At 49.6% G+C, this 19,372-nt stretch carries 19 protein-coding genes; 12 read left to right on the top strand and 7 right to left on the bottom strand.

Going from position 1 to position 19,372, the window contains the following annotated elements; all coding sequences use genetic code 11:
• Positions 1-129 precede the first annotated feature (129 nt).
• The 4 genes from JWJ90_RS20800 to JWJ90_RS20785 form a co-directional block, all read right to left on the bottom strand.
• Positions 130-837, bottom strand: a complete 708-nt coding sequence (locus JWJ90_RS20800; RefSeq protein ID WP_205229140.1) for a hypothetical protein — start codon at positions 835-837, stop codon at positions 130-132.
• 73 nt (positions 838-910) lie between these two features.
• Complete coding sequence (locus JWJ90_RS20795; RefSeq protein ID WP_205229139.1) at positions 911-1,768, bottom strand: hypothetical protein; 858 nt, start codon at positions 1,766-1,768, stop codon at positions 911-913.
• Between the two features lie 96 nt (positions 1,769-1,864).
• Entirely contained in the window at positions 1,865-2,395 is a 531-nt protein-coding gene (locus tag JWJ90_RS20790) for a hypothetical protein (protein WP_205229138.1), read from the bottom strand.
• A 97-nt stretch (positions 2,396-2,492) separates the two neighbouring features.
• Positions 2,493-4,211, bottom strand: a complete 1,719-nt coding sequence (locus JWJ90_RS20785) for a DUF262 domain-containing protein (protein WP_205229137.1) — start codon at positions 4,209-4,211, stop codon at positions 2,493-2,495.
• 815 nt (positions 4,212-5,026) lie between these two features.
• On the opposite strand from JWJ90_RS20785, the gene JWJ90_RS20780 reads away from it, so the two are divergent.
• Positions 5,027-5,320, top strand: coding sequence for a hypothetical protein (locus tag JWJ90_RS20780; RefSeq protein ID WP_205229136.1), 294 nt, complete (start codon positions 5,027-5,029; stop codon positions 5,318-5,320).
• 120 nt (positions 5,321-5,440) lie between these two features.
• On the opposite strand, the gene JWJ90_RS20775 is transcribed toward JWJ90_RS20780, so the two are convergent.
• Positions 5,441-5,650, bottom strand: a complete 210-nt coding sequence (locus JWJ90_RS20775) for a hypothetical protein (RefSeq protein ID WP_205229135.1) — start codon at positions 5,648-5,650, stop codon at positions 5,441-5,443.
• A gap of 178 nt (positions 5,651-5,828) precedes the next feature.
• On the opposite strand from JWJ90_RS20775, the gene JWJ90_RS20770 reads away from it, so the two are divergent.
• From JWJ90_RS20770 to JWJ90_RS20760, 3 genes are all read left to right on the top strand, one after another.
• Positions 5,829-6,800 (top strand): helix-turn-helix transcriptional regulator, encoded by a 972-nt coding sequence (locus tag JWJ90_RS20770; RefSeq protein WP_205229134.1) that lies wholly within the window; start codon positions 5,829-5,831, stop codon positions 6,798-6,800.
• 370 nt (positions 6,801-7,170) lie between these two features.
• On the top strand, positions 7,171-7,869 hold the full coding sequence (locus tag JWJ90_RS20765; RefSeq protein WP_205229133.1) for a hypothetical protein: 699 nt from the start codon (positions 7,171-7,173) through the stop codon (positions 7,867-7,869).
• 24 nt (positions 7,870-7,893) lie between these two features.
• Complete coding sequence (locus tag JWJ90_RS20760; protein ID WP_205229132.1) at positions 7,894-9,078, top strand: hypothetical protein; 1,185 nt, start codon at positions 7,894-7,896, stop codon at positions 9,076-9,078.
• 21 nt (positions 9,079-9,099) lie between these two features.
• Here the strand turns inward: JWJ90_RS20760 and JWJ90_RS20755 are convergent, their stop codons facing one another.
• Positions 9,100-10,344 carry a tetratricopeptide repeat protein gene (locus JWJ90_RS20755; RefSeq protein WP_205229131.1) on the bottom strand — a complete coding sequence of 415 codons (1,245 nt, stop codon included), beginning with the start codon at positions 10,342-10,344 and terminating at the stop codon, positions 9,100-9,102.
• Positions 10,345-10,838: 494 nt separating this feature from the next.
• On the opposite strand from JWJ90_RS20755, the gene JWJ90_RS20750 reads away from it, so the two are divergent.
• From JWJ90_RS20750 to JWJ90_RS23370, 8 genes are all read left to right on the top strand, one after another.
• On the top strand, positions 10,839-11,990 hold the full coding sequence (locus JWJ90_RS20750; RefSeq protein WP_205229130.1) for a DEAD/DEAH box helicase: 1,152 nt from the start codon (positions 10,839-10,841) through the stop codon (positions 11,988-11,990).
• A gap of 7 nt (positions 11,991-11,997) precedes the next feature.
• A complete protein-coding gene (locus tag JWJ90_RS20745) occupies positions 11,998-13,371 on the top strand; it encodes an ATP-dependent helicase C-terminal domain-containing protein (RefSeq protein ID WP_338032354.1) in 1,374 nt (457 codons plus the stop codon).
• 71 nt (positions 13,372-13,442) lie between these two features.
• The gene (locus tag JWJ90_RS20740) at positions 13,443-13,778 is read left to right on the top strand and encodes a nitrous oxide-stimulated promoter family protein (RefSeq protein ID WP_205229129.1); all 336 of its coding nucleotides are present in this window, start codon (positions 13,443-13,445) and stop codon (positions 13,776-13,778) included.
• 122 nt (positions 13,779-13,900) lie between these two features.
• On the top strand, positions 13,901-14,407 hold the full coding sequence (locus tag JWJ90_RS20735; protein WP_205229128.1) for a Sec-independent protein translocase subunit TatA/TatB: 507 nt from the start codon (positions 13,901-13,903) through the stop codon (positions 14,405-14,407).
• A complete protein-coding gene (gene tatC / locus JWJ90_RS20730; RefSeq protein ID WP_205229127.1) occupies positions 14,404-15,150 on the top strand; it encodes a twin-arginine translocase subunit TatC in 747 nt (248 codons plus the stop codon). The genes JWJ90_RS20735 and tatC overlap by 4 nt, the downstream gene beginning before the upstream one ends.
• A 37-nt stretch (positions 15,151-15,187) precedes the next feature.
• Positions 15,188-16,102 (top strand): DMT family transporter, encoded by a 915-nt coding sequence (locus JWJ90_RS20725; protein WP_240195083.1) that lies wholly within the window; start codon positions 15,188-15,190, stop codon positions 16,100-16,102.
• A 194-nt stretch (positions 16,103-16,296) separates the two neighbouring features.
• Positions 16,297-17,295 carry an MCP four helix bundle domain-containing protein gene (locus tag JWJ90_RS23375; RefSeq protein ID WP_240195082.1) on the top strand — a complete coding sequence of 333 codons (999 nt, stop codon included), beginning with the start codon at positions 16,297-16,299 and terminating at the stop codon, positions 17,293-17,295.
• Between the two features lie 17 nt (positions 17,296-17,312).
• On the top strand, positions 17,313-18,344 hold the full coding sequence (locus JWJ90_RS23370) for a methyl-accepting chemotaxis protein (RefSeq protein ID WP_240195081.1): 1,032 nt from the start codon (positions 17,313-17,315) through the stop codon (positions 18,342-18,344).
• 246 nt (positions 18,345-18,590) lie between these two features.
• Here JWJ90_RS23370 and JWJ90_RS20715 read toward each other — a convergent pair whose 3' ends face one another.
• The gene (locus JWJ90_RS20715; protein WP_205229126.1) at positions 18,591-19,244 is read right to left on the bottom strand and encodes an ATP-binding protein; all 654 of its coding nucleotides are present in this window, start codon (positions 19,242-19,244) and stop codon (positions 18,591-18,593) included.
• Positions 19,245-19,372: the final 128 nt, after the last annotated feature.

The following is a 19,372-nucleotide window of genomic DNA, read 5'->3' as shown; positions in this document are numbered from 1 at the left end:
ATCCTGGTAGTGCTTCCAGCATATTCCAGAGCAATATTTATTTCCTTTGTGAGACCGGGCTTGTCCAACCCCGGATAAGATTGTGGTTCGTTCGTGCCTCACTCACACAATCTATCCTTGTTCGTTGGGCTATTTCATTGATATTAATTTTAATTCTTTCAATGCCTTAACAATATTTTCCATTTCTTGATCAATCTGAGTTATTCCAGATTTTTTTTCATATAGATGAAGAATCATTTCCATTGTTCTTTGATAGCAAATTATGGCGTTATCATATCTGAACGCAGAAAAACGCCAATCAACCCCCACTGGGATATCGGGCCGATTACATGCTTGCTGTATCGAATTATCTGGATGAACGGCTTTGTCCCTGAAATCAATAATTGACTTGATGTTGTTTCGATAGCCTTTAAAAATTTCATTATTCAGTTTATATACCCGTTTTATAATTTCACAGATTTGAGAGGATCTTTTTGTGCGATTTTCTTTCCATTTATCGATATCTTCTCTTGATATTTTTGCATAGGGTCTTAGTTGATCGTACAGGGAATCTAAGGCTATTCCGCATGAAACAAAAACTTGGACAGACGGCGTAAGCTCTTTTATCAAAAGTTCTTTCTGATTATTTACATCTTCAGACCAGCTATCCTTTATCTTTTTGTTTGCTTTTTTTGACAATTGGAGATTTTCATATGCAATGCGGAGCCATATTGGAAGCACATTATATGATGTTGAAAGAATGAATTTAGATTGAAGATTTCCAGTATCATCAATACCAATAGTGAAATCTCCTTTTAATACGCCAACTGTCATTCCTTCAAAGATAAGAACACTCATGAGGTCCTCTATTTAAGCCCAACGCCGCAAATAACCGGACGCGAAAAGCGCGTAGCGATTTTTGCGGTCCGAGTTAATTTGCATTGTTAGAGGCCATCACTCGTTGAAGTGTATTTCTGTCGGTGAACTCTCTGACAATCACCGCACCTACAGAATGCGCAAGTGAGTAGCCATCCCAAAGCCTTTGGAAGGTGATATCTTGCTCTTTGTAGCGCTCATGTATTTCCGGAAATACTGATAGAAGTTGCCTTGTCCTTTCCCAATCATTTAGCCCTGATGCTTCAATAAACCTGTCTACCCCTTTATTCAGGTTGTGACCAATGGCTTTTGCCTCACTTTGTGTAAGACCATTTTTCAACGCAACGTATGACTTAAAGAATATCTCAAGCGCCATTCTGCAATTAAGGATTGCGCGAGGATCTGGACGATGTTGGGAAAGTATTGATGTGGCAGCCCTTAATTCCTGATCCGCTGACATGAGTAGCTGATAGCCAAACTCATCCAGACCTTGCGTTTTTCGTAGATCATCTATGCCCATTCCATAATCTAAACAGTCAGCCCAATAGATTACATACTCCCAAGCCCCCCTATGATCCGCCATCATCTCTTGCTTAATGCCATTAGGCATTTCATGAAGACAATCGAGGGCATTCAATTGAACCGTGCCATACATGATTGGAATGGATACAACCCAAAATTGGGAATCATAGAAATAAACGGCTTCATACTGACTGCTGACTTGGTGCACACCTGGTTTTGAATGTTCCTCAAACCATTTAAAAATCGTCTTGGCGACGTCCGAGGAAATATCTACTGCAGTATTGAACTCCTCGGAATAACGACGTATTGCCTCCCATGGGCGACGCCGTTGATTTATGCCTGCATCGCGGAACTCTTTGTTTAGGTTCGCAACCCAATCTTCAGACACCATTTCTGCTTACCTTCCCCTCTAACGGGGTAGTGAGGGGCTGGCAGACGTGCTTGCCACGAAGTGCCAACTGGTTTTCCAGTCCCCTCTACTTGCTGGCTAAATCAATTTTTCTTCTATTTCTTTTAATAAATCAATTATATCAGGCACTCCGAAGTAAGTGCCAAAGCACCCAGTGCCAAATAACGGATTATCTTTCCCTTTTTTTGTGTGGTCTATAATTGCTTCTTTCCAGTATGCTGGTAACGATGGTTCTTTTGGAAAAAAATTAAACTTGTTTTGGTGAGAACCTGCATTTCTTATGTGCCTTAAAAACTCAAATTCTGGTGATTTATCATTTAAATCTTTTACAGCTTCATAAGCAGTATTAGCCAGCATGCCACAACAAGAGTTGATGTATGTATTAAAAGTAAATTTTCCGGCTTTTATGTTTGTAATTACATCATGAGGGAAGAAATGCCTTGGTTTGACCCATTTACCTTCAATACTGACGTAATCTTTCTCTTTTAGTTCAACTAATTTTTCATTGTTAAGAATAAATGCAACTGTAGATAGAGATGTCATGAAGCTCATGACCATATCGTAAAAGTAGAAACCTTGTTTGAAATATATGTGATCGTATTCTTGCATGTTATTTTTTACCTGGATTTAACGCCTCACATCACCGGCAGCAAAAAGCATAGCGAGGAACGAGCGGCGCTTTTTGTTGTCCGAGTGCATGTGATTGTTATGCCAATATGTTCTTCAGTTTTTCTGTAAGAATCTCTGAACGCTTAGTAATGAAGTTATTAAAGTCTGCCAGTTTTAAGCTCACATCAGGGATATGGTGGCTATCCAAGAATGCAGTTCTCTGTTTTGATTTCAATTCTTTATCGACCCATGACTCTAAATCTTCGTCATTCTTAGACATATTTTCATTGGCATCCAACATTTGTAGGTTTTTTAGTGAATTATATGTTTGCCAGCCATGTTTCTCTTTATCATCTTCACTCAGCTCTTCATACTTTGATGCAGGATGAAGGTGATCTTTATGAAAATCGTTATTCTTGTAGTCGAGTTGCGGAAAGAGTAGAGCTAACAAGGAAAAAGCGTATCTATCATCTTTTTGCGTCAATAGTAACTCTTCAATAAATTCATCGCTAATGCCCGTATCCTTTCGGATTTCCTTATTTATATCCTTTACGGGGAAGGCTGATGTGTTCTCTGAAATAGGAGACTTGACTACATTGTCCGTAAACGCCTTGCGAATTTGATTTAGAACGCTATCCGAAGTGCCGCCAAAGAGCCTTTTAACGAGCGCAACATGAAGCCATTTTTTGATGATTTCCCTGTCAGCTGAATATTCAGACTTGGTATGAAAGTCTTTATATATCTTGCGATGATATATGTAGTAAATTACCGGAATTAAGGCATTTTTAGACGTTAGCGTTGAGTCGGTAAAGCCGAGAGATTTGGTGAAATCAAATACAGCCAAAACCGCATCCCTAATACTATTCCATTCTGTTTCGAAATCTTCTGCATTCGATTTCGAAAAATTTGTTACCTTGAATTTGATATCCTTGCTATGGAGGTAAAGAAATACTTTAAGAATAAAGTCCTTTGATATCGTGAATCCTTTGTCACGAACATTATCAACCAATCCATGTATTTCTTTCCGGGCATCCTTCTTTTGCCAGTTTGCAACGGCAATAGACATTATCAAATCAGAGAAGTTTAATGGCTCTCCTCCGCTGTTGATTCTTATGAAAATATTTAAAGCCTTGTCTATCTCCTGTTCTGTCTCTAGGAAAAAATTCACAATAGGCTTTGAGTGAATTACGTTTTTAAGAGTAGATAAGCTTCTGTATGAAAACTCACTTTCTTTGAGGCCGTTATCGTCTAAATACTTGTTGAACTCAAAATCATCTGAAAGCCCATATATCTCTGATACTCGAAACCACTTCTTCATATTGGCTGAATATTCTGAATCAGTTAGGAACTTGAATTCATATATTCGGCCATCTTCTTCGTTTTCGAGAGGATTCTCTATATTTAAATATAACCTGCGGGTTGGATAGACTCTTTCAGAATTTTCTTCTTTCAATCTAGGCGTTCGATAAGCATAACTTCCTCTTAATCCAATATACAAAGAAGTCAAGCGCTGCTGCCCATCCAGTACCGCCGTAAAATCATTGTGACCTGTAGTATTGAATTCCTCATTATGAGTTTTGTAGCGTTGCCTGTACTCTTTTATGAATTGGTAAAACTTGAAATCTTGTTTTGTCTCTCCTTCAACCCTCCAAAATAGAAATGAGCTGATAGGATAATTTCTCATGATCGAATCAAACAACCATTCGATTTTCTCATGCTTCCATTCGAACTCCCTTTGAATCGAGGGTAGCAAGTAGCGGTTTTGCTCAATGTTTCTAATTGCTTCTGAAATCGTAATTGGTGTTTGAAAGGACATTTGTACTCCGTGTCAGATTTTTTGGGCATAACAAGTAATTATCCGGAAGACTGAAATGAACATCCCTCAACGGACCTCTCACCTTATGTGCAGCCTTATTCCTATTCAAAATATATTGTAAAATTAACAATATATATCATTTTTACAAAAACATGCTCGTGCCCCCCTTTTTCCGGGTAACACCACCAAAAATCATATTATTCCCAGTTTTTTCTCTCGACACCGGAGGCTGTTATGCTGGTTGTACCATAGCAGTAAATCTCTGATTCTCGGAGTTAACATTTTTCCCATTAAAATAGAAACTTAAGAATGTACCTTTTTGAGAAAGATTCATTCGTGTACAAATGTGCGGCAGGAGTAGATGACTTGGCCGATGACGTTGAGGTCTTTTGTTTGAGCTTCGTAGGGCTCGTATTAGGTGCGGTTGTCGAAGATTATTAGCACTTTGCCGCCGACGCGGGATGAAAGCCTTACTTAACGCCTCCCACGAATGGGGGGGGGTAAGTGAAAATTACACGGCACTGATGAAATCTTCAATGTCCGTTTCAAAAATTAAGCAGACAGTGGAGGTGGGGTATGGCGGACGGTGAAATCTTACCGATCCCTGGTGAGAAAAGCCAACCTCGAAGCTGCCCGATACGTGCTTTGGCTGCTGCAGAATGGAGTGATTTCTCTGGGATTGGGCGACAACGCATTTGAGGATGAGCGAGCGCTAGAGGCGAACGGGTTTGACGGGCCAGTCCGGTGCCGCGGGAACATCCTGAAGTTTCAAGTTGCACAAAGGGAATCTCTTACGAGGGAAACAAACTGTTTTTATGAGTGAAATAAGGATTCCAGACATTGTGTGGCGGTGTGGGAATGCCACCACGCAGGGCAAAAAATTGCTCAAAATTGAACTATTTTCAGCGGAGCAGTTTCGATGCAGCTGGAATCCGTACAGTCGGAAGAGGTACCCACATCCACAACTGCGCAACCGGGAATACTGGCAGCAGCATTACCGGCTGCGTGTTGATGGGAGATGGCTCACACTCAATGCCTATAAGTACTATTTCTTCCCCCTGGAGCTGGGCGTGGAGATCGCAGACAAGAAATACAAGAGGTGGCAATGATGGCCAGCCAGCTCGGTTTATTCAGTTCCCGTTTGCTCCGGCGGGCAGCCTGCCCTTGTTTGCAGGTATAAAATCCCTGTATCCATGGCGAGGGCTGATGTGCTGAACAGGGTGTCCTCTTCAATACGCCCGAGCCCGATTCCCACGCTTTGCTGGCTGCTCCACAGTAAAAACCAGGGATCTGCAATCAAAGGCTGTATCGTTCCAGGGACGACGTCTGATAGCGCTATAGCTACGGTTAATGCCATGAGGATCAATGAGCTCCCCCAGCAGATCGATGGCTAAACAAATTAAGGCGTAGACGATGAGATAAGCTAAAAAATGAATCATGTGAAGCCTCCTGTGCAATGACATTGGTTGTTTCTGACTTCACCCTACCCCAGGTGGTGGGACAGAGAATGTCCTACCAAATTTTTTTCTGTATTTTTTCTTCTGGTGACGCTCTATTTGATCCATATTCGCTCAACGCGGCCCAGCACAAAAGATCCCTACAAACCGCGCCTTTCCCATGCCCAAAAACAAACTGCAACATGCCCGACTTCTCTTCATAGATCGGCAGATTCGAGAAAAACACTTTCCCAACTGCGCAGGCCTTGCTGCCGAGTGGGAGGTCAATCCCCGCACCATCCGCCGCGACCTTGACTACCTTCGCTATGAGCTGGATGCGCCTCTTGCCTACTCTGCTTCCAAACGCGGTTTCTATTATACAGAGGAACAGTATCAACTTCCGGCCCTGCAGATGCGTGAACGGGATCTCTTTGCCCTCTTTCTGGCCGATAAACTCCTGGCCCAATACGAGGGGACACCGATTTACGATAGCCTGCGTTCGGTATTCAAAAAGATCGAACACAGTTTGCCGGATAAGATCTCGCTCTCTTCAAGCTCAGATCAATCGTTGTTCACGGTGATTCCCCCCTCGTCAACAGTCATTGTCCCAGAGGTGCTTGAACTGATCTTTGCAGCCCTTCGCAGTGCCGAACAGGTGCAGATTGTCTACCAAAGCCCCGGCGCCCAACCCCAGAAACGTCTTTTGGATCCCTACCACTGTGTACGCTACGAGGGCGACTGGTATGTTCTGGGCTTTTGCCATCTTCGCAGGGCTCTTCGTACCTTCAGTCTGGCGCGGATACTCTCTGTACAGACCACAGCCGTTCATTTCAGCAGGCCAGAAGACTTAGATTTCCAGGTCCTTTTTACCAGCCACTTCGGCATACACTGGGGAGAAGGAACCATTGAGGTCGCACTTCATTTTTCCCCAAGCGCTGCCACCTATATTCGAGAACGAACCTGGCACCCATCGCAACGAATTGATGAGCAAAAGGACGGGAGCAGCATCCTCACCATGCGGGTCAATCACCTCCTGGAGTTAAAACGCTGGATCCTCTCCTGGGGACCGGCGGTTCAGGTGCTTGCCCCGCAACAACTCATCGATGAGATACAAGCAGACATTCTTAAGATGCAGCACAACTATCAGGGGTAGACCATTGGCTCCCTTGCCAATGAGATCCCCCACCGTCATGGCTGCAGGAGACTATTTTAGTTGCCTTCAGGGTATGAGCCTTGCTAGGGTATGGAGTCTCACATAAGGGAATCTTGAATAATTGCTTTTTCTGCCAATCTCCCGGAGTCTGGCGCTTACCTCGTTATGCTCAAAATTTTATCCTCGGAGGTAAGCGAAGACTCCGATATCATATATATACCTGTGGTAAAATTTTGAACATGCCTCGAAGTCTGCGCTTATCTGACCTTGATTGAAAAATCTAATTATTCAAGACACCCATAAAACAAATTAGAGTAGCCCAGTTTCTTAACAGCCAGAACAACAACCCGCTTCTTAAGGAAAAAGACACATGGCCAAAGACAATAAACGAGTGACGCTGGATGAACTGAGTAGACGATGGCAGAAGACGCCTGATCAAATTCTTGCCTTGGCCGCCGAGGGCACGCTCACCCTGTGGTACGAGTTTGAAAATGTGATCGTTCATAAAATCAAAAAGAAAAAGACGCCGGAGCCAAAGCTCCATGAGACTATAGAGATTCAGCTGCCCATGAAAACCGTTGAGATGATCATCGGCCGTACCGACCGTATTCAGGTCGCCTCGGAATACACCTGCCTCACGCCCAAAGGAAAACAGGTTTTAATTTCAAATGCTGCTGGAGAGGAATGGGGCGACACCAGTATGGTTGGGCTCAATCCCCTGCGGATTTATGCCTTGGACAAGGACCTGCCCAAAATTGAAAAGAAACAAGGTATCGTCCCCTTTACCGAAAAGGTGGAGTCTTCCTGTTGTTGTCAATCCTCAGGGAGCTGCGATGATAACGACGACGATGATGATGATCTTTTCGCAGACGATCATCCCTGCTATGCCCCGGAACTCAACATAGCCCTGGAATGCTGGTTTGAATTGATGAGTGAAGAGGACGATCCAGAGTCGATTCTCAAGACCGATATTCGCGACTGGGTACAGTCTAACTATCCGGAACTGACCAAGACGGCGACCGAACGTATTGTTATGGTGGTGACACCGGCTGCCAAACAGCAACGCTGAGACGGGCATCTCTTCTGTGCGCATATGAAACTCTTTTCCTTTAGTCTCTGTCTTCTGCTGGCCTTGAGCATCTGCCTGCACCGGGCAGACGCAGCCACAGAGGTGCATGGTTTTGCCGGTATGGCCTGGGGCAGCAGTCTCCAGGCCAACCAGCAGACCAAGAACCTCATTCTCAGCAAAGAAAACGATGGGAAGGGCAGCTCGTTCTATACCCTGAAAGACGTGTCCATGCGCTTTGGTCAGGCCACACTTTCTTCCATTGAGTGCTCCTTCGCAGGGAAACGGCTCAATGGGGTTATGCTGCTCTTCTCCGGCGAGCAAAACTTTCTTGGGGTGAAGGCGGAGGCTACAAAACGCTACGGCAAGCCAATTTTTATTCCCCAAAAGGGGAGTTCCGTGCTGAGCTGGCCGGGAAAATCGAGCAGCATCATTCTCTCCTATACCCTTGCAAACGAATCCGGCTTTCTCTACCTCAAGGCCAAGAAGCTGCCCCCTGTTGCAGGTTTAGCACAATCTCCTTCTCCAAAAAGACCGGCCTCGCAAAAGGCACCTGCTCCTCTGGATGATCTCGCCCTTTTTGATCAGGCCTCTGGAGTGCAGCAAATAACAGCGCAACCCACCCAAAAGCCGTTCCCCCCAGCAAAAGAGGCCGCGCTCATCCCCCTTATTAGCTCGGAGGTGCAGGGCTACATCGACCGGGATCAGGCCCTGACCAGGATCTGTTGGGATACATTGGGACAGGTTGCAGATCAGGCCTGTGCAGAAATGGAGCGCAACCAACAGCGGCTACAGGAGCTGGGTTGGTGCAGAGAGCCTGGTACGGCCGCCGATGGTTTAGAGGTGAGCTGGGGACGTTGCGAGGGTGGGAAGACAACAGCCAAAACAAGCAAACCCGTGCAGGCGGGAGCTGATGCGCTTACGTCTCCCGGCCCCGAGGCCAGCATTTGCAGTCTGGTGGTGGAGCTCTTTGCAGCCGCAGCAGATCTGCGGGAAAAAGGCGTGACACCAATTGCAGCGGAGGAGGCACTCCTTCAGCGCCAAGAGGGAAGAAAACCACAGTTGCGGATCGAACAGATTCGAGAAACCGTGGAACTGGTATTCTTTGATCATCGCTACGCTTCCCTGCCGCTGCTCCCACTTACGGCTGAGGTGGAAAAGCAATGCAGAGGCGGTCAGGGGCCATACATTGCCCCACTTCCCCCTAAATAGAAGCATTAAGAACAAGCACAGTCAGTCGGCACGTCCTCTGTTTTCTTCAGCAAGCAGTTCCTGCCACTGAAAGACCCAGAGTTCTCCTCTAATCCAGCCGTCACGTTCCCGCCGTAATTGCGTGGGTTGTTCAGCCAAGATTTTCCAGCCGGTGGAATCTGCCAGGTGATGAATATAATTTGAGGAATAGGCAAAACGCCCGGAGGGCTGCAGCCGGTATCCCGCCTCATGCAGTTCCTCGGTGGAAAAGCAAAACAGTGCGCCCGCGCACGCATGGGCATGCGCCATGGTAAAAATGGATTCCAACGCGCCCACATAAATAAAGACATCCGTGGCTATGAAAAAATCAAACTTTTCCGTGGTCGAGTGGAGGAAATGATTGATGGAGTCCTGGCACAGCTGCTGATAGCAGCCTTTGGTCTCGGCCTGTTTGAGCATTGCCGGTGAAAGGTCAACCCCGTCCAGGACGTCAATCCGCTCTTTAAAGGCCTGACCACTCAGGCCTGTTCCGCAGCCCAGATCCAGCCCGTGGCTATAATGCAGGCCCATGGTTGTGGTCTGGCAAAAGCAGTCGAAGAGCAACCTGGGATTGTTGTAGCCCAGGTCCTTGACCAGGCTTCGTTCAAAATCTTCGGCATAGGCGTCGAAAAAATCCTGCACATAGACATCAGGCGCTTCTGTGAGGGGAAGCCCCAAAAGCGCTGCCAGCAGGTAACGCACCGACTCATCCTCCGGGCGTAACTCCAGTACGCGGGCATAAAGGGCTGTGGCCTCGTCAATCTCGCCCGCACGATGATACAGGTAGGCAAGATTGTTGAGTGCAGAGAGATATGCAGGTGCCAGGGTAAGCGTCTTTTGATAGTACTCCATGGCTTTTGCATCCTGGTGCAGTCTCTGATAGCAACCACCCAGATTATAGAGCGCATCTACATGCTCCGGAAACAGGGCAAGCACCTGCAGATAGAGCGCAATGGCCTTACGCGGGTGCCCCACTTTCCCCTGACAAAGGGCAAGGTTAAACAGGGTATCACAGTCTTGCGGCTCAAGCGTATCAGCAAGCAGGAAGGCCTGCAACGATTCCTCAAAACGGTCGAGCCCAAAGTAGACAAGCCCAAGATTGTACTGTAACAAGGCTGAGGCGGGCACTTGATCAATCAGCGAGGCATATCCCAAAAGAGCCTGGTCAAGATCACCTGCACTGTGGGCCTGGCTGGCCAGGGAAAAAATATGGTTGAGTTCTGTAGCAGAGAGGGAGTGCTGGTCCATGGATATGTCCTGTCCTTGGTTGATTCGGGAATGCCCCGAAAAAGAGAGCTGGCACAGCAAAAAGCACGTACAGCGAAATAACCAAGCAGGAGCGATGGCACCAGGACCTGCAAGAGGCAGCATACCTTTTTTAGCCCCATTCGTGGAAAAAAAGAGACGACTGCACAGCTTTTCTTCCTGCAAACGTACTTCCCGTGTACAAGGACACTGTACAAAAAACTATTTGATTTCCATCAAAGCTTCGCTGGAAAAGATGAATTTGTGCCAGGTGCCACTTCTTTTCCGCAAAAGGCAAAGAGTCGGTAAATCGTTCGCCCTGTCGCGGGCATGGCCCGTCTCCTACAGCCTCCCAAATGTTATCGGACTCGTAGATACAAGGAGCGGGCCTTGCCCGCGACAAATATTGCAGCTGAGTTTCAGTGGTAATCAAAAAAAACTATTGAACGAAAATCATCCGTACGCTCGACCGATTGATCCCGCGTCGTGTTCCGGATATGACACACCTTGTTGTTGAGAGCCGCACCTTGTCACCAGTCAAACTCCCACATTTACCGATACAAGCTGTTTTGCCACAACTCAAAACAGCCCTTAACCAAAGTTCTGCGGTTCTGGCAGCACCGCCCGGTTCTGGTAAAACAACTGTCGTTCCCCTGGCTCTCATGGCTGAGCCCTGGCTCGCTGGAAAAAAGATCCTTATTCTTGAGCCCAGGCGGCTAGCCACCCGAGCAGCAGCCATGCGCATGAGCGCCATGCTCAACGAGCCGGTTGGACAAAAAGTGGGCTACCAGATTCGTTTCGATCGGCGCACGAGTCCCCAAACGCGCATTGAGGTGGTGACCGAAGGTATTCTCACCAGACGGTTGCAACAGGAGGGGGATCTGACGGATGTGGGGTTGGTTATTTTCGATGAATTCCATGAACGCTCCCTCCATGCCGACCTGGCCCTGGCACTCTGTCTTGATCTGGCCCAGATTCGCGAAGATCTGCGACTCCTGGTGATGTCGGCCACTCTCGACACAGAGCCCATTGCCCGCCTTTTAGGAAATGTCCCGATCATTACCGGCTCAGGAGAGTTGCACCCGGTTACCATCGACTACCTTGACCGTCCGCCCAAAGGGCGCATCAGTGAGGTGGTTGCCCGGGGTATTCTCCGGCAACAGGCGACAGCGGGTGATATCCTCGTCTTTTTGCCGGGACGGGCAGAGATCACCCAAACCAGGGAACTGCTCTTAAAAGAAGCTTCCTTGGCAGATCGCTTGATCCTGCCGCTTTTAGGTGAGCTCTCGGCCCAGGACCAGGATCGGGCTATCTTTCCGGATCCCCAGGGACGACAACGTATCATCCTGGCCACAGCCATTGCCGAGACAAGCCTCACCATCGAAGGCGTGAGTACGGTTATTGATTCGGGCTGGTCACGCCTGCCACGCTTTAATCCTGCAACCGGGCTCAGTCGCCTGACAACCACCCGTGTCTCCAAGGCAACGGCCGATCAGCGCCGGGCGTGCCGGGCGTCTGGGACCTGGTTGTTGTCTGCGCCTTTGGACCAAAGAAGAGCAGCACAGTCTTCCCGCCTTTCATCCTCCCGAGATTGTTCATGCCGATCTGGCGCCGCTGGCTCTGGAGCTGGCGCTCTGGGGCACGCCTGATCCCAGGGTGCTCCGCTGGCTTGATCCCCTCCGTGAGGGCAGCTACAACCAGGCCTGCGAGCTGCTGTTTGGGCTGCAGGCCATTGATGCGAAGGGACATATCACCGAACATGGACGCAAACTGGCGCAGTTGCCTTTGCACCCGCGCCTTGCTCAGATGCTCGTTCAGGCACGGGAGATGGGCGTGGAGAGCCTGGGCTGTGACCTGGCAGCACTGCTTGCCGAACGTGATCCCATGCCAGGCGCTGCGAGTTCCGATATCAGCGAGCGCTTGGAGCTTTTGGAGTTGTTTCGAAACCGGGGAAAGAGCGCAGTCCGGCAAAAGGGTGGTGACCCGGCAGTTGTCCGCCGTATCGATCAGGCTGCCCGAGTGTGGCGGCGCTCTCCAGCCCAACCGCTGGAGAATCAGGAAGCTGCTCTTGGCTCTCTGCTGCTTGCCGCCTTCCCCGAACGGATTGCCCAAAAACGACATGATGCCCGGCACCGCTATCAGTTGGCCTCTGGCCGGGGGGCCCGACTTTCGCCCACCGATCCACTTTGCGGCTCAGCCTATATCATCGCAGCCCAGCTTGACAGCGGTCACAAAGAGGGATGTATCTATCTTGCGGCAGCCCTGGAAAAAGCGACGATCCTCGACGAGCATGCTCACCTCGTCACAGAGACTCAGGAGGTCCGCTGGGACACGGCGAGCAGCAAAGTTCTGGCCACGACCCGGCGTGCAATCGGGGCATTACTTGTTGATGAACATCCTCTTCCGGCCGTTTCCGAGGAGGCCATCACCAACGCTCTGCTCGAAGGGGTTACCCAAACCGGGGTGGAGGCCCTGCCCTGGACACCGCGTGCCAGGCAATTGCAAGCCCGAATCCATTGCCTCAGGCTTTGGCAACAACAAGAGCAATGGCCCGGTCTTGATGATGCAACGCTTATTACCGATCTTTCCTGGCTAGCCCCCTATCTCGGCGGTATGCGTCAGCTCACCCAGGTGCAGAGCCTGGACCTCTACTTTCTGCTCCACTCACGCTTGGACTGGCCCCAGCAACAACGCTTGAAGCAACTGGTTCCGGAAACAATCACCGTTCCCAGCGGCTCTACAATTCGAATCGACTATCGCCTTGAAGGACCTCCTGTTCTTGCAGTCCGCCTGCAGGAGATGTTCGGTCAAAAAACAACGCCCACAATCTGCAATCAACAGATCCCCCTCCTGTTGCACCTGCTCTCCCCTGCCCGGCGGCCCATTCAGGTAACCGACGATTTAGCCAGCTTCTGGCAAAACGGCTATCCGCAGGTAAAAAAAGAACTCAAGGGACGCTACCCAAAACATGCATGGCCCGATGATCCCATCCAGGCCAAGGCCCTTCGGGGAGTGCCCAGAAAAAAATAGAACCTGACGCCCCGATGAATGCTCTCGGATTCAGGCAATACCCATATTTTCCCCAGAGCCACTCTACAAATATGCCTTTATTTTTCTCTTCAAATCGGCTCAAACGCGAGGCGCAAACCGTTGCTGCCATTATTACGCGTTACTGTCGCGATCATCATCAGACGCAGGGTCCACTGTGCAGCGAGTGCGAAGCCTTGCTTGCCTATGCCCGGAAACGATTACGCAACTGTCCCTTTCAGGAGAACAAAACAACCTGTGGCAAATGTTCGCTACACTGTTACAGTCCCACTGAGCGCGAACGCATCCTCGCAGTGATGCGATCAAGCGGCCCCAAGATGCTTTTCTCCCATCCTGTTCTTGCCCTGTTGCATCTGCTGGATGGTTGGCGGAAACCGGGACCACGGTAACACCCCTGCTTGACACTCCCAGGTAAATCCCGTAGAGTTCCGCTCACTATTGTTCGAACCTTCCCTTGCTTGAATAAAGGGGCTCCATTCAAGTGCCCCTATAAACATCCCGGTGTACACATATGTTTGGAATTGGCCTCCCGGAAATGATCGTCATCTTTGCCGTGGCTCTGATCGTTGTCGGCCCTGACAAGCTCCCTGGTCTTGCGCGCTCGCTGGCTAAAGGGGTGATGGAGATGAAAAAAACCCTGAATCAGCTGAAAGACAGCATCAACGAAGAAGAGGGTGAACTCAACTCGGTCCAGAAGGAGTTGCGGGCCACTGCCGATGAACTCAAAGAACGGATGATTGATGCTGATCCCTCAAACTGGCATCCTGCCGCAGGGCCAGCCAAAGATCCGACCGAAGAAGAGGTGATCGAGGCCGAGATCGCAGCCGAGGCGACAGAAGAAACCTCTATCCAGGCTGAAGAAGCCACTACAAACGAGTCTCCTGCAGCCGCTGCCCCTGAAGAGACCTGCGCACAGGAGGTGGAGACAACCGCAACCGATGCCCCCAGGCGCAGTGTGCCCCAGACGGCACAAAAGGAGGCGTCCCAAGAGGAAAACCGCGAGGAAACCGCCCCATGATGCTTGAAGCGCTGGAGCAATTCCAGCCCCATCATCAGGAGCTCAAAACTCGGCTCATCCGCAGCTTTGCGGCCATTGCCCTGGTCACCGCAGTTGCCTATTTCTTTAAGGATACGCTTGCCAGTCTCTGCATGCAGCCGCTGCAGCAGGCGTACCCGGCATTGGACAAGCTGGTCTATACCAAACTCACCGAGGCTTTTCTCAGTTACCTCAAGCTCTCCTTTCTGGTTGGATTGATCGGTGCCTTGCCGTACATTTTCTATCAGATCTGGCTCTTTGCGGCTCCGGGGCTTTTGGACAAAGAAAAAAGACTGGTCCGTTCCATCCTTGCCTGGGCAACAGCCCTGTTCACCGGCGGCGCTCTCTTTGCCTACTTTGTCGCCCTGCCACGGATTCTCCATTTCTTCATGAGCTATGCTGGCCCGGCCCTGCAACCTCGTCTGAAGCTGGGGTTGTACCTGACCTTCACCGCCCGTATGCTCCTCACCTTTGGCCTGGCCTTTGAGATCCCATTTCTCATGGTGATGGCCACCCGGACAGGACTGGTCAAGGCAGGCCATTTCACCGCAAAACGTATCTATTTTTATATAGCCATTCTCATCGTCTCTTTTCTGCTCACCACCGGTGAAATAACGGCCACCGTACTGCTTTCGCTACCGCTTTTTCTGCTCTATGAGGCAGGGATTCTCGCCTGCCGTGTATTTGCCGCAAAAAAATCCGAGTCTTCTGCCAAAGACGATTGATCCCTCGTGCCTCTGCTCCGGAGGCAGGAGGATGAACATGCCTGAAACGACTCACCCAAAACACTTTGCGGCCTCCAAAAAAATGGACACGATGAAGAATCGTCAACGTCTGCTAGGGGGACTGGCGGTACTTGGCTCTGCGCTTCTTTTTTACCTGGCTACGGCCATTATCCATTGGTCCCACACCTTTGTCACTATTGGGACCTCCATGTTTACCTTTTCCCGTTTTGTGCTTGGCTTTGCCGTAGTCAGCCTCAGCATGGTACTCAGTGGGAAATCACCCCGCTGCAATCACCTTGGCTTCATCTTAATCCGTATGCTCACCAACACCATCGCGGTCTTTTGTTTTTACAAAGCCGTTGAGGTGGGCAGCGTGGCCGAGGCCAATATCCTCAACATGACCTACCCGCTCTTTGTCGCCCTCCTCTCCTGGTTCTTACTTAAGCGTCAGCGCGACATCTTTTCCCTGGCTATAGTTGCTCTTGCCACTATCGGTATCTGGCTCATCCTTTCCCCCGATGTTTCCACCCTGCACCTCAACGATTTCTGGGGGCTGCTTTCTGGGTTCTTTGCAGGCTTTGCGATTCTCTCGCTCAACCTCAGCCGCCAGTATGACGAGGCTCAGACCATTCTCTGGTATATGTTTGGCCTGGGAACACTGTTGATGTTGCCCATGGTGTATGGCCAACTCCACCTCCCCTCCCCGCTTGAACTCCTGTTTCTCTTTGCCTGTTCCATGGCCGGTGTGGGCGGCCAATATCTGCTCACCTACGGGTTTCGTTTCGTCACTGCGGTAGAAGGAGCGGTTGTATCCTCAAGCCGTATTCTCATCGCCGCTCTCCTCGGTCCACTGCTCGTTTCCGATCCCCCGCTTGGTATAGCGGGTTGGCTTGGCGCTCTTCTAATTTTTAGTGTGGACATAGCTCTGGCACTCAGGGCTCCAAAGGAATGAAGACGTCGGCACAACAGTCCTGAGTTTATTCCCCCCAGTCCCGGGCCAAAATCCCTCCCCCCTCTCTCCCGCATTTTTCCTTGACTCGTATTGCACCTTTCCTGATAATCGAACTTAATCAAGAGGTAACGTAAGCATAACCGTCCCTTAATCTTCTCTTCCTGCTTCCCATTGTTCTTACACAAGGAGTACACATGAACGACTTCAGGCTCGGGGTCAAATTAGTCGGTGGTTTTTTAGTCACAGCATTGATCATAGTTTTTGTCGGCCTCTTTTCCATCAGGCAACAAAGCCTGCTTGGAGATGAAGTAGAAATGCTCGGCTCAGAGAGTATTCCTGCGGTGGAAAATATCCTTATAATCAAAAGCCAGGCAGCTTCCATCGCCTCGCTGATGCGCTCACTCCTGACTCCCTACGCCACTAAGGAAGAGCGGAACTACTCCCACAGTCATCTCCTTAAAACACGCGAGATTTACCATGAGGCCAAAGAAAAGTTCATGGCGCTTCAGAATTCCAAAGAAATCACGGACGAATGGCAAAATTTCAACACCAATATTACCAAGTGGGTCCAGGTCAACGATGAGGCGGTTACCCTCTCCAAAGAGCTCATCACCATGGACCTGCTCAATCCTACGGTAATGAAACAGCATATGTCCGAATTTGAGCTTACCCATAACACGCTGCTGGCGCATCTTGGCAAGCTCATTCTATTGGGGGAAAATTTTGAGGGAGGAACCGATGCCCAAACCTGCTCCCTTGGGCGCTGGATGGAAAACCTGGACACCAACAACCCCAAAATTCTCCGCTTGGTCAGTCAACTTAAGCCCATCCACACAAAACTGCACCAGGCGGTGAAGCATGCCAAAGAGCTGGCCAACAGTGACAGGAAATTCGAGGCCAGAGGGATATATGAAAGTGAGGTTTATCCGACTTCACAACAGGTGTTTGCCCTTGTCCATGAGATGACTGCTCTTGTCGATGAGGCAGAGGCAAAATTTGTCCGCATGAACAAGCTGCTGCTTGAGGATGGGGAACAGTACCAGCTCAAAACCTTTGCCGCCATCGACCAGATCGTCGAAAAAGTAAAACAAGCGGCCCAGGCAACGGTGCAAAATGCCCATGACAGTGCCCACAATGGCCAGGTTATCACCAGATCTGTCTGGTTGTCGGCTTTGTTCTTGCGGTCGCTTTAGGGCTGATTCTCACCCGATTGATCACCAAACCGCTCTTTATGGGGGTCGATCTGGCCAAGGCCATGGCCGGGGGCGATCTCACCCAGACCATGAATGTGAACCAGAAAGACGAAATCGGCATGCTGGCCCAGTCGCTCAACGAAATGGCGCAGAATCTACGGCGCATGTTCGGGGAAATCAAAAGTGGCGTATCCAGTATGGATGAGTCCTCAAGCCAGCTGGCTGCCATCTCCAACCAGATGTCGTCGGGTGCCGAGTCAACCTCAACGCGTGCCTCTCAGGTGGCGGCAGCAGCAGAGGAGATGAGCGCCAATCAGAACTCCATCGCCGCAGCCATGGAAGAGGCCTCGGTCAATGTGAACATGGTTGCAGCCGCAGCTGAGGAGATGAACTCCACCATTACCGAAATTGCTGAAAATTCAGGAAAAGCAACCGATATCACCTCTAGGGCGGTCCTGCAGTCCAAAGAGGCCTCCAATCGGGTGGATGAGCTTGGACGCGCTGCCGATGAGATCAACAAGGTGACCGAAGCGATCACCGAAATTTCCGAACAAACCAACCTGCTGGCGCTCAACGCCACCATTGAGGCTGCCCGCGCCGGTGAAGCGGGCAAAGGCTTTGCGGTTGTAGCCAACGAAATTAAGGATCTGGCCAAACAGACCGCCATGGCCACCCAGGATATCAAAAACAAAATTCAGGGGATTCAGCAGGCAACCGGGGTAACAGTCCGCGAGATCAATGAAATCAGCACGGTTATCGCAGACGTTGATCAGATTGTGGCCACCATCGCCTCTGCCGTGGAAGAGCAATCGGCAACCACCAAAGAAATTGCAGCCAACGTCGGCCAGGCCAGTCAGGGGATTGGTGAGGTGAATGAAAATGTTGCCCAGAGTTCGGCTGTCTCTTCTGAAATTGCCTCGGATATTGCTTCGGTCAACGAGAGCACCAACGAGATCAACTCTGCAAGCAGCCAGGTCAATGTCAGCGCTGAAGATCTGCGTGGTGTTGCCGACCGACTCAAAAGCATGGTAGGGCAGTTTAAAATTTAAGGACATCTTGAATAATTGCTTTTTCTGCCAATCCCGGCGTCATGCTTAAAATTTTATCCTCGGAATATCATATATATGCCTGCGGTAAAATTTTGCGCAATCCTTGGCCTTGATTGAAAAATCTAATTATTCAAGACACCCTTAATTTTTCCCGCATCCAGACTCAGGGAGAGACAAAGACAAGGCCGTTTTCACTGTGCATGTGAAAACGGCCTTGTCTTTCCTGGAAAAATTCAGGGGCCCCTGTCAGCTTCCCGCGTGCAGGGCCGCATACACCTGGGCGGCAAGCTTTTCAATGGAAAACGGCTTTTGGATACAGTCCCCAAGCTGACTTGCATCCTCCGATTCTACGCAATCATCGGCATAGCCCGACATGAAAAGGCACTTTAAATTTGGGTAAAAAGAACGGAGCAGACCGCACAGTTCCCTTCCGCCCATCTCCGGCATAACCAGATCAGTAAGGAGCAGTTGAATGCCTCCTGGTTCTGTGTTTGCAAGTAAAATAGCCTCGGTGGGTCTGGTAGTGGCGAGAATGGAATAGCCAAGTTCGGTGAGTAAGGCACTGGTGGTCCTGAGAATACCTGCCTCATCATCAACCACCAAGACGGTTTCGCCGCGTCCGCGTCGTATGGCCGGCAGTGCGGCAGGGGCAGTGTTGGCCGGTGCATTGTGCCGTGGGAAATACAGTGAGATACAGGTTCCTTCGCCAGGTGTGCTGCGCACATCAATACACCCCTTGTTTTGCTGCACGATCCCATAGACCGTTGACAGACCGAGTCCGGTTCCCTGCCCTTCTGCCTTTGTTGTAAAAAAAGGTTCAAACATCTCCTGCACAATGGCCGGATCTATGCCACACCCTTCATCAGCAATAGTCAGCTGGACATATTCGCCTGGTGACAACGGGAGCATCCGATAGTTATGGAATTGCCCTGTAGATCGAAGTTGGCCTGTTTGATTAATTATTTTAATGCTTTACGTTATTTTTTTGTTTAAATGCTGCTTTTTGCATGATATAATATTCCGTTAAA

The organism is Desulfobulbus rhabdoformis (assembly GCF_016919065.1).
GTDB classification, from domain to species: Bacteria; Desulfobacterota; Desulfobulbia; order Desulfobulbales; family Desulfobulbaceae; genus Desulfobulbus; species Desulfobulbus rhabdoformis.
This window is presented reverse-complemented; position numbering and strand designations above follow the sequence as displayed.

Excerpts from the sequence above, each read along its gene's own strand:
- JWJ90_RS20800 (WP_205229140.1), bottom strand. The coding sequence starts at position 837 with ATGAGTGTTCTTATCTTTGAAGGAATGACAGTTGGCGTATTAAAAGGA.
- JWJ90_RS20795 (WP_205229139.1), bottom strand. The coding sequence starts at position 1,768 with ATGGTGTCTGAAGATTGGGTTGCGAACCTAAACAAAGAGTTCCGCGAT.
- JWJ90_RS20790 (WP_205229138.1), bottom strand. The coding sequence starts at position 2,395 with ATGCAAGAATACGATCACATATATTTCAAACAAGGTTTCTACTTTTAC.
- JWJ90_RS20785 (WP_205229137.1), bottom strand. The coding sequence starts at position 4,211 with ATGTCCTTTCAAACACCAATTACGATTTCAGAAGCAATTAGAAACATT.
- JWJ90_RS20780 (WP_205229136.1), top strand. The coding sequence starts at position 5,027 with ATGAGTGAAATAAGGATTCCAGACATTGTGTGGCGGTGTGGGAATGCC.
- JWJ90_RS20775 (WP_205229135.1), bottom strand. The coding sequence starts at position 5,650 with ATGATTCATTTTTTAGCTTATCTCATCGTCTACGCCTTAATTTGTTTA.
- JWJ90_RS20770 (WP_205229134.1), top strand. The coding sequence starts at position 5,829 with ATGCCCAAAAACAAACTGCAACATGCCCGACTTCTCTTCATAGATCGG.
- JWJ90_RS20765 (WP_205229133.1), top strand. The coding sequence starts at position 7,171 with ATGGCCAAAGACAATAAACGAGTGACGCTGGATGAACTGAGTAGACGA.
- JWJ90_RS20760 (WP_205229132.1), top strand. The coding sequence starts at position 7,894 with ATGAAACTCTTTTCCTTTAGTCTCTGTCTTCTGCTGGCCTTGAGCATC.
- JWJ90_RS20755 (WP_205229131.1), bottom strand. The coding sequence starts at position 10,344 with ATGGACCAGCACTCCCTCTCTGCTACAGAACTCAACCATATTTTTTCC.
- JWJ90_RS20750 (WP_205229130.1), top strand. The coding sequence starts at position 10,839 with ATGACACACCTTGTTGTTGAGAGCCGCACCTTGTCACCAGTCAAACTC.
- JWJ90_RS20740 (WP_205229129.1), top strand. The coding sequence starts at position 13,443 with ATGCCTTTATTTTTCTCTTCAAATCGGCTCAAACGCGAGGCGCAAACC.
- JWJ90_RS20735 (WP_205229128.1), top strand. The coding sequence starts at position 13,901 with ATGTTTGGAATTGGCCTCCCGGAAATGATCGTCATCTTTGCCGTGGCT.
- tatC (WP_205229127.1), top strand. The coding sequence starts at position 14,404 with ATGATGCTTGAAGCGCTGGAGCAATTCCAGCCCCATCATCAGGAGCTC.
- JWJ90_RS20725 (WP_240195083.1), top strand. The coding sequence starts at position 15,188 with ATGCCTGAAACGACTCACCCAAAACACTTTGCGGCCTCCAAAAAAATG.
- JWJ90_RS23375 (WP_240195082.1), top strand. The coding sequence starts at position 16,297 with ATGAACGACTTCAGGCTCGGGGTCAAATTAGTCGGTGGTTTTTTAGTC.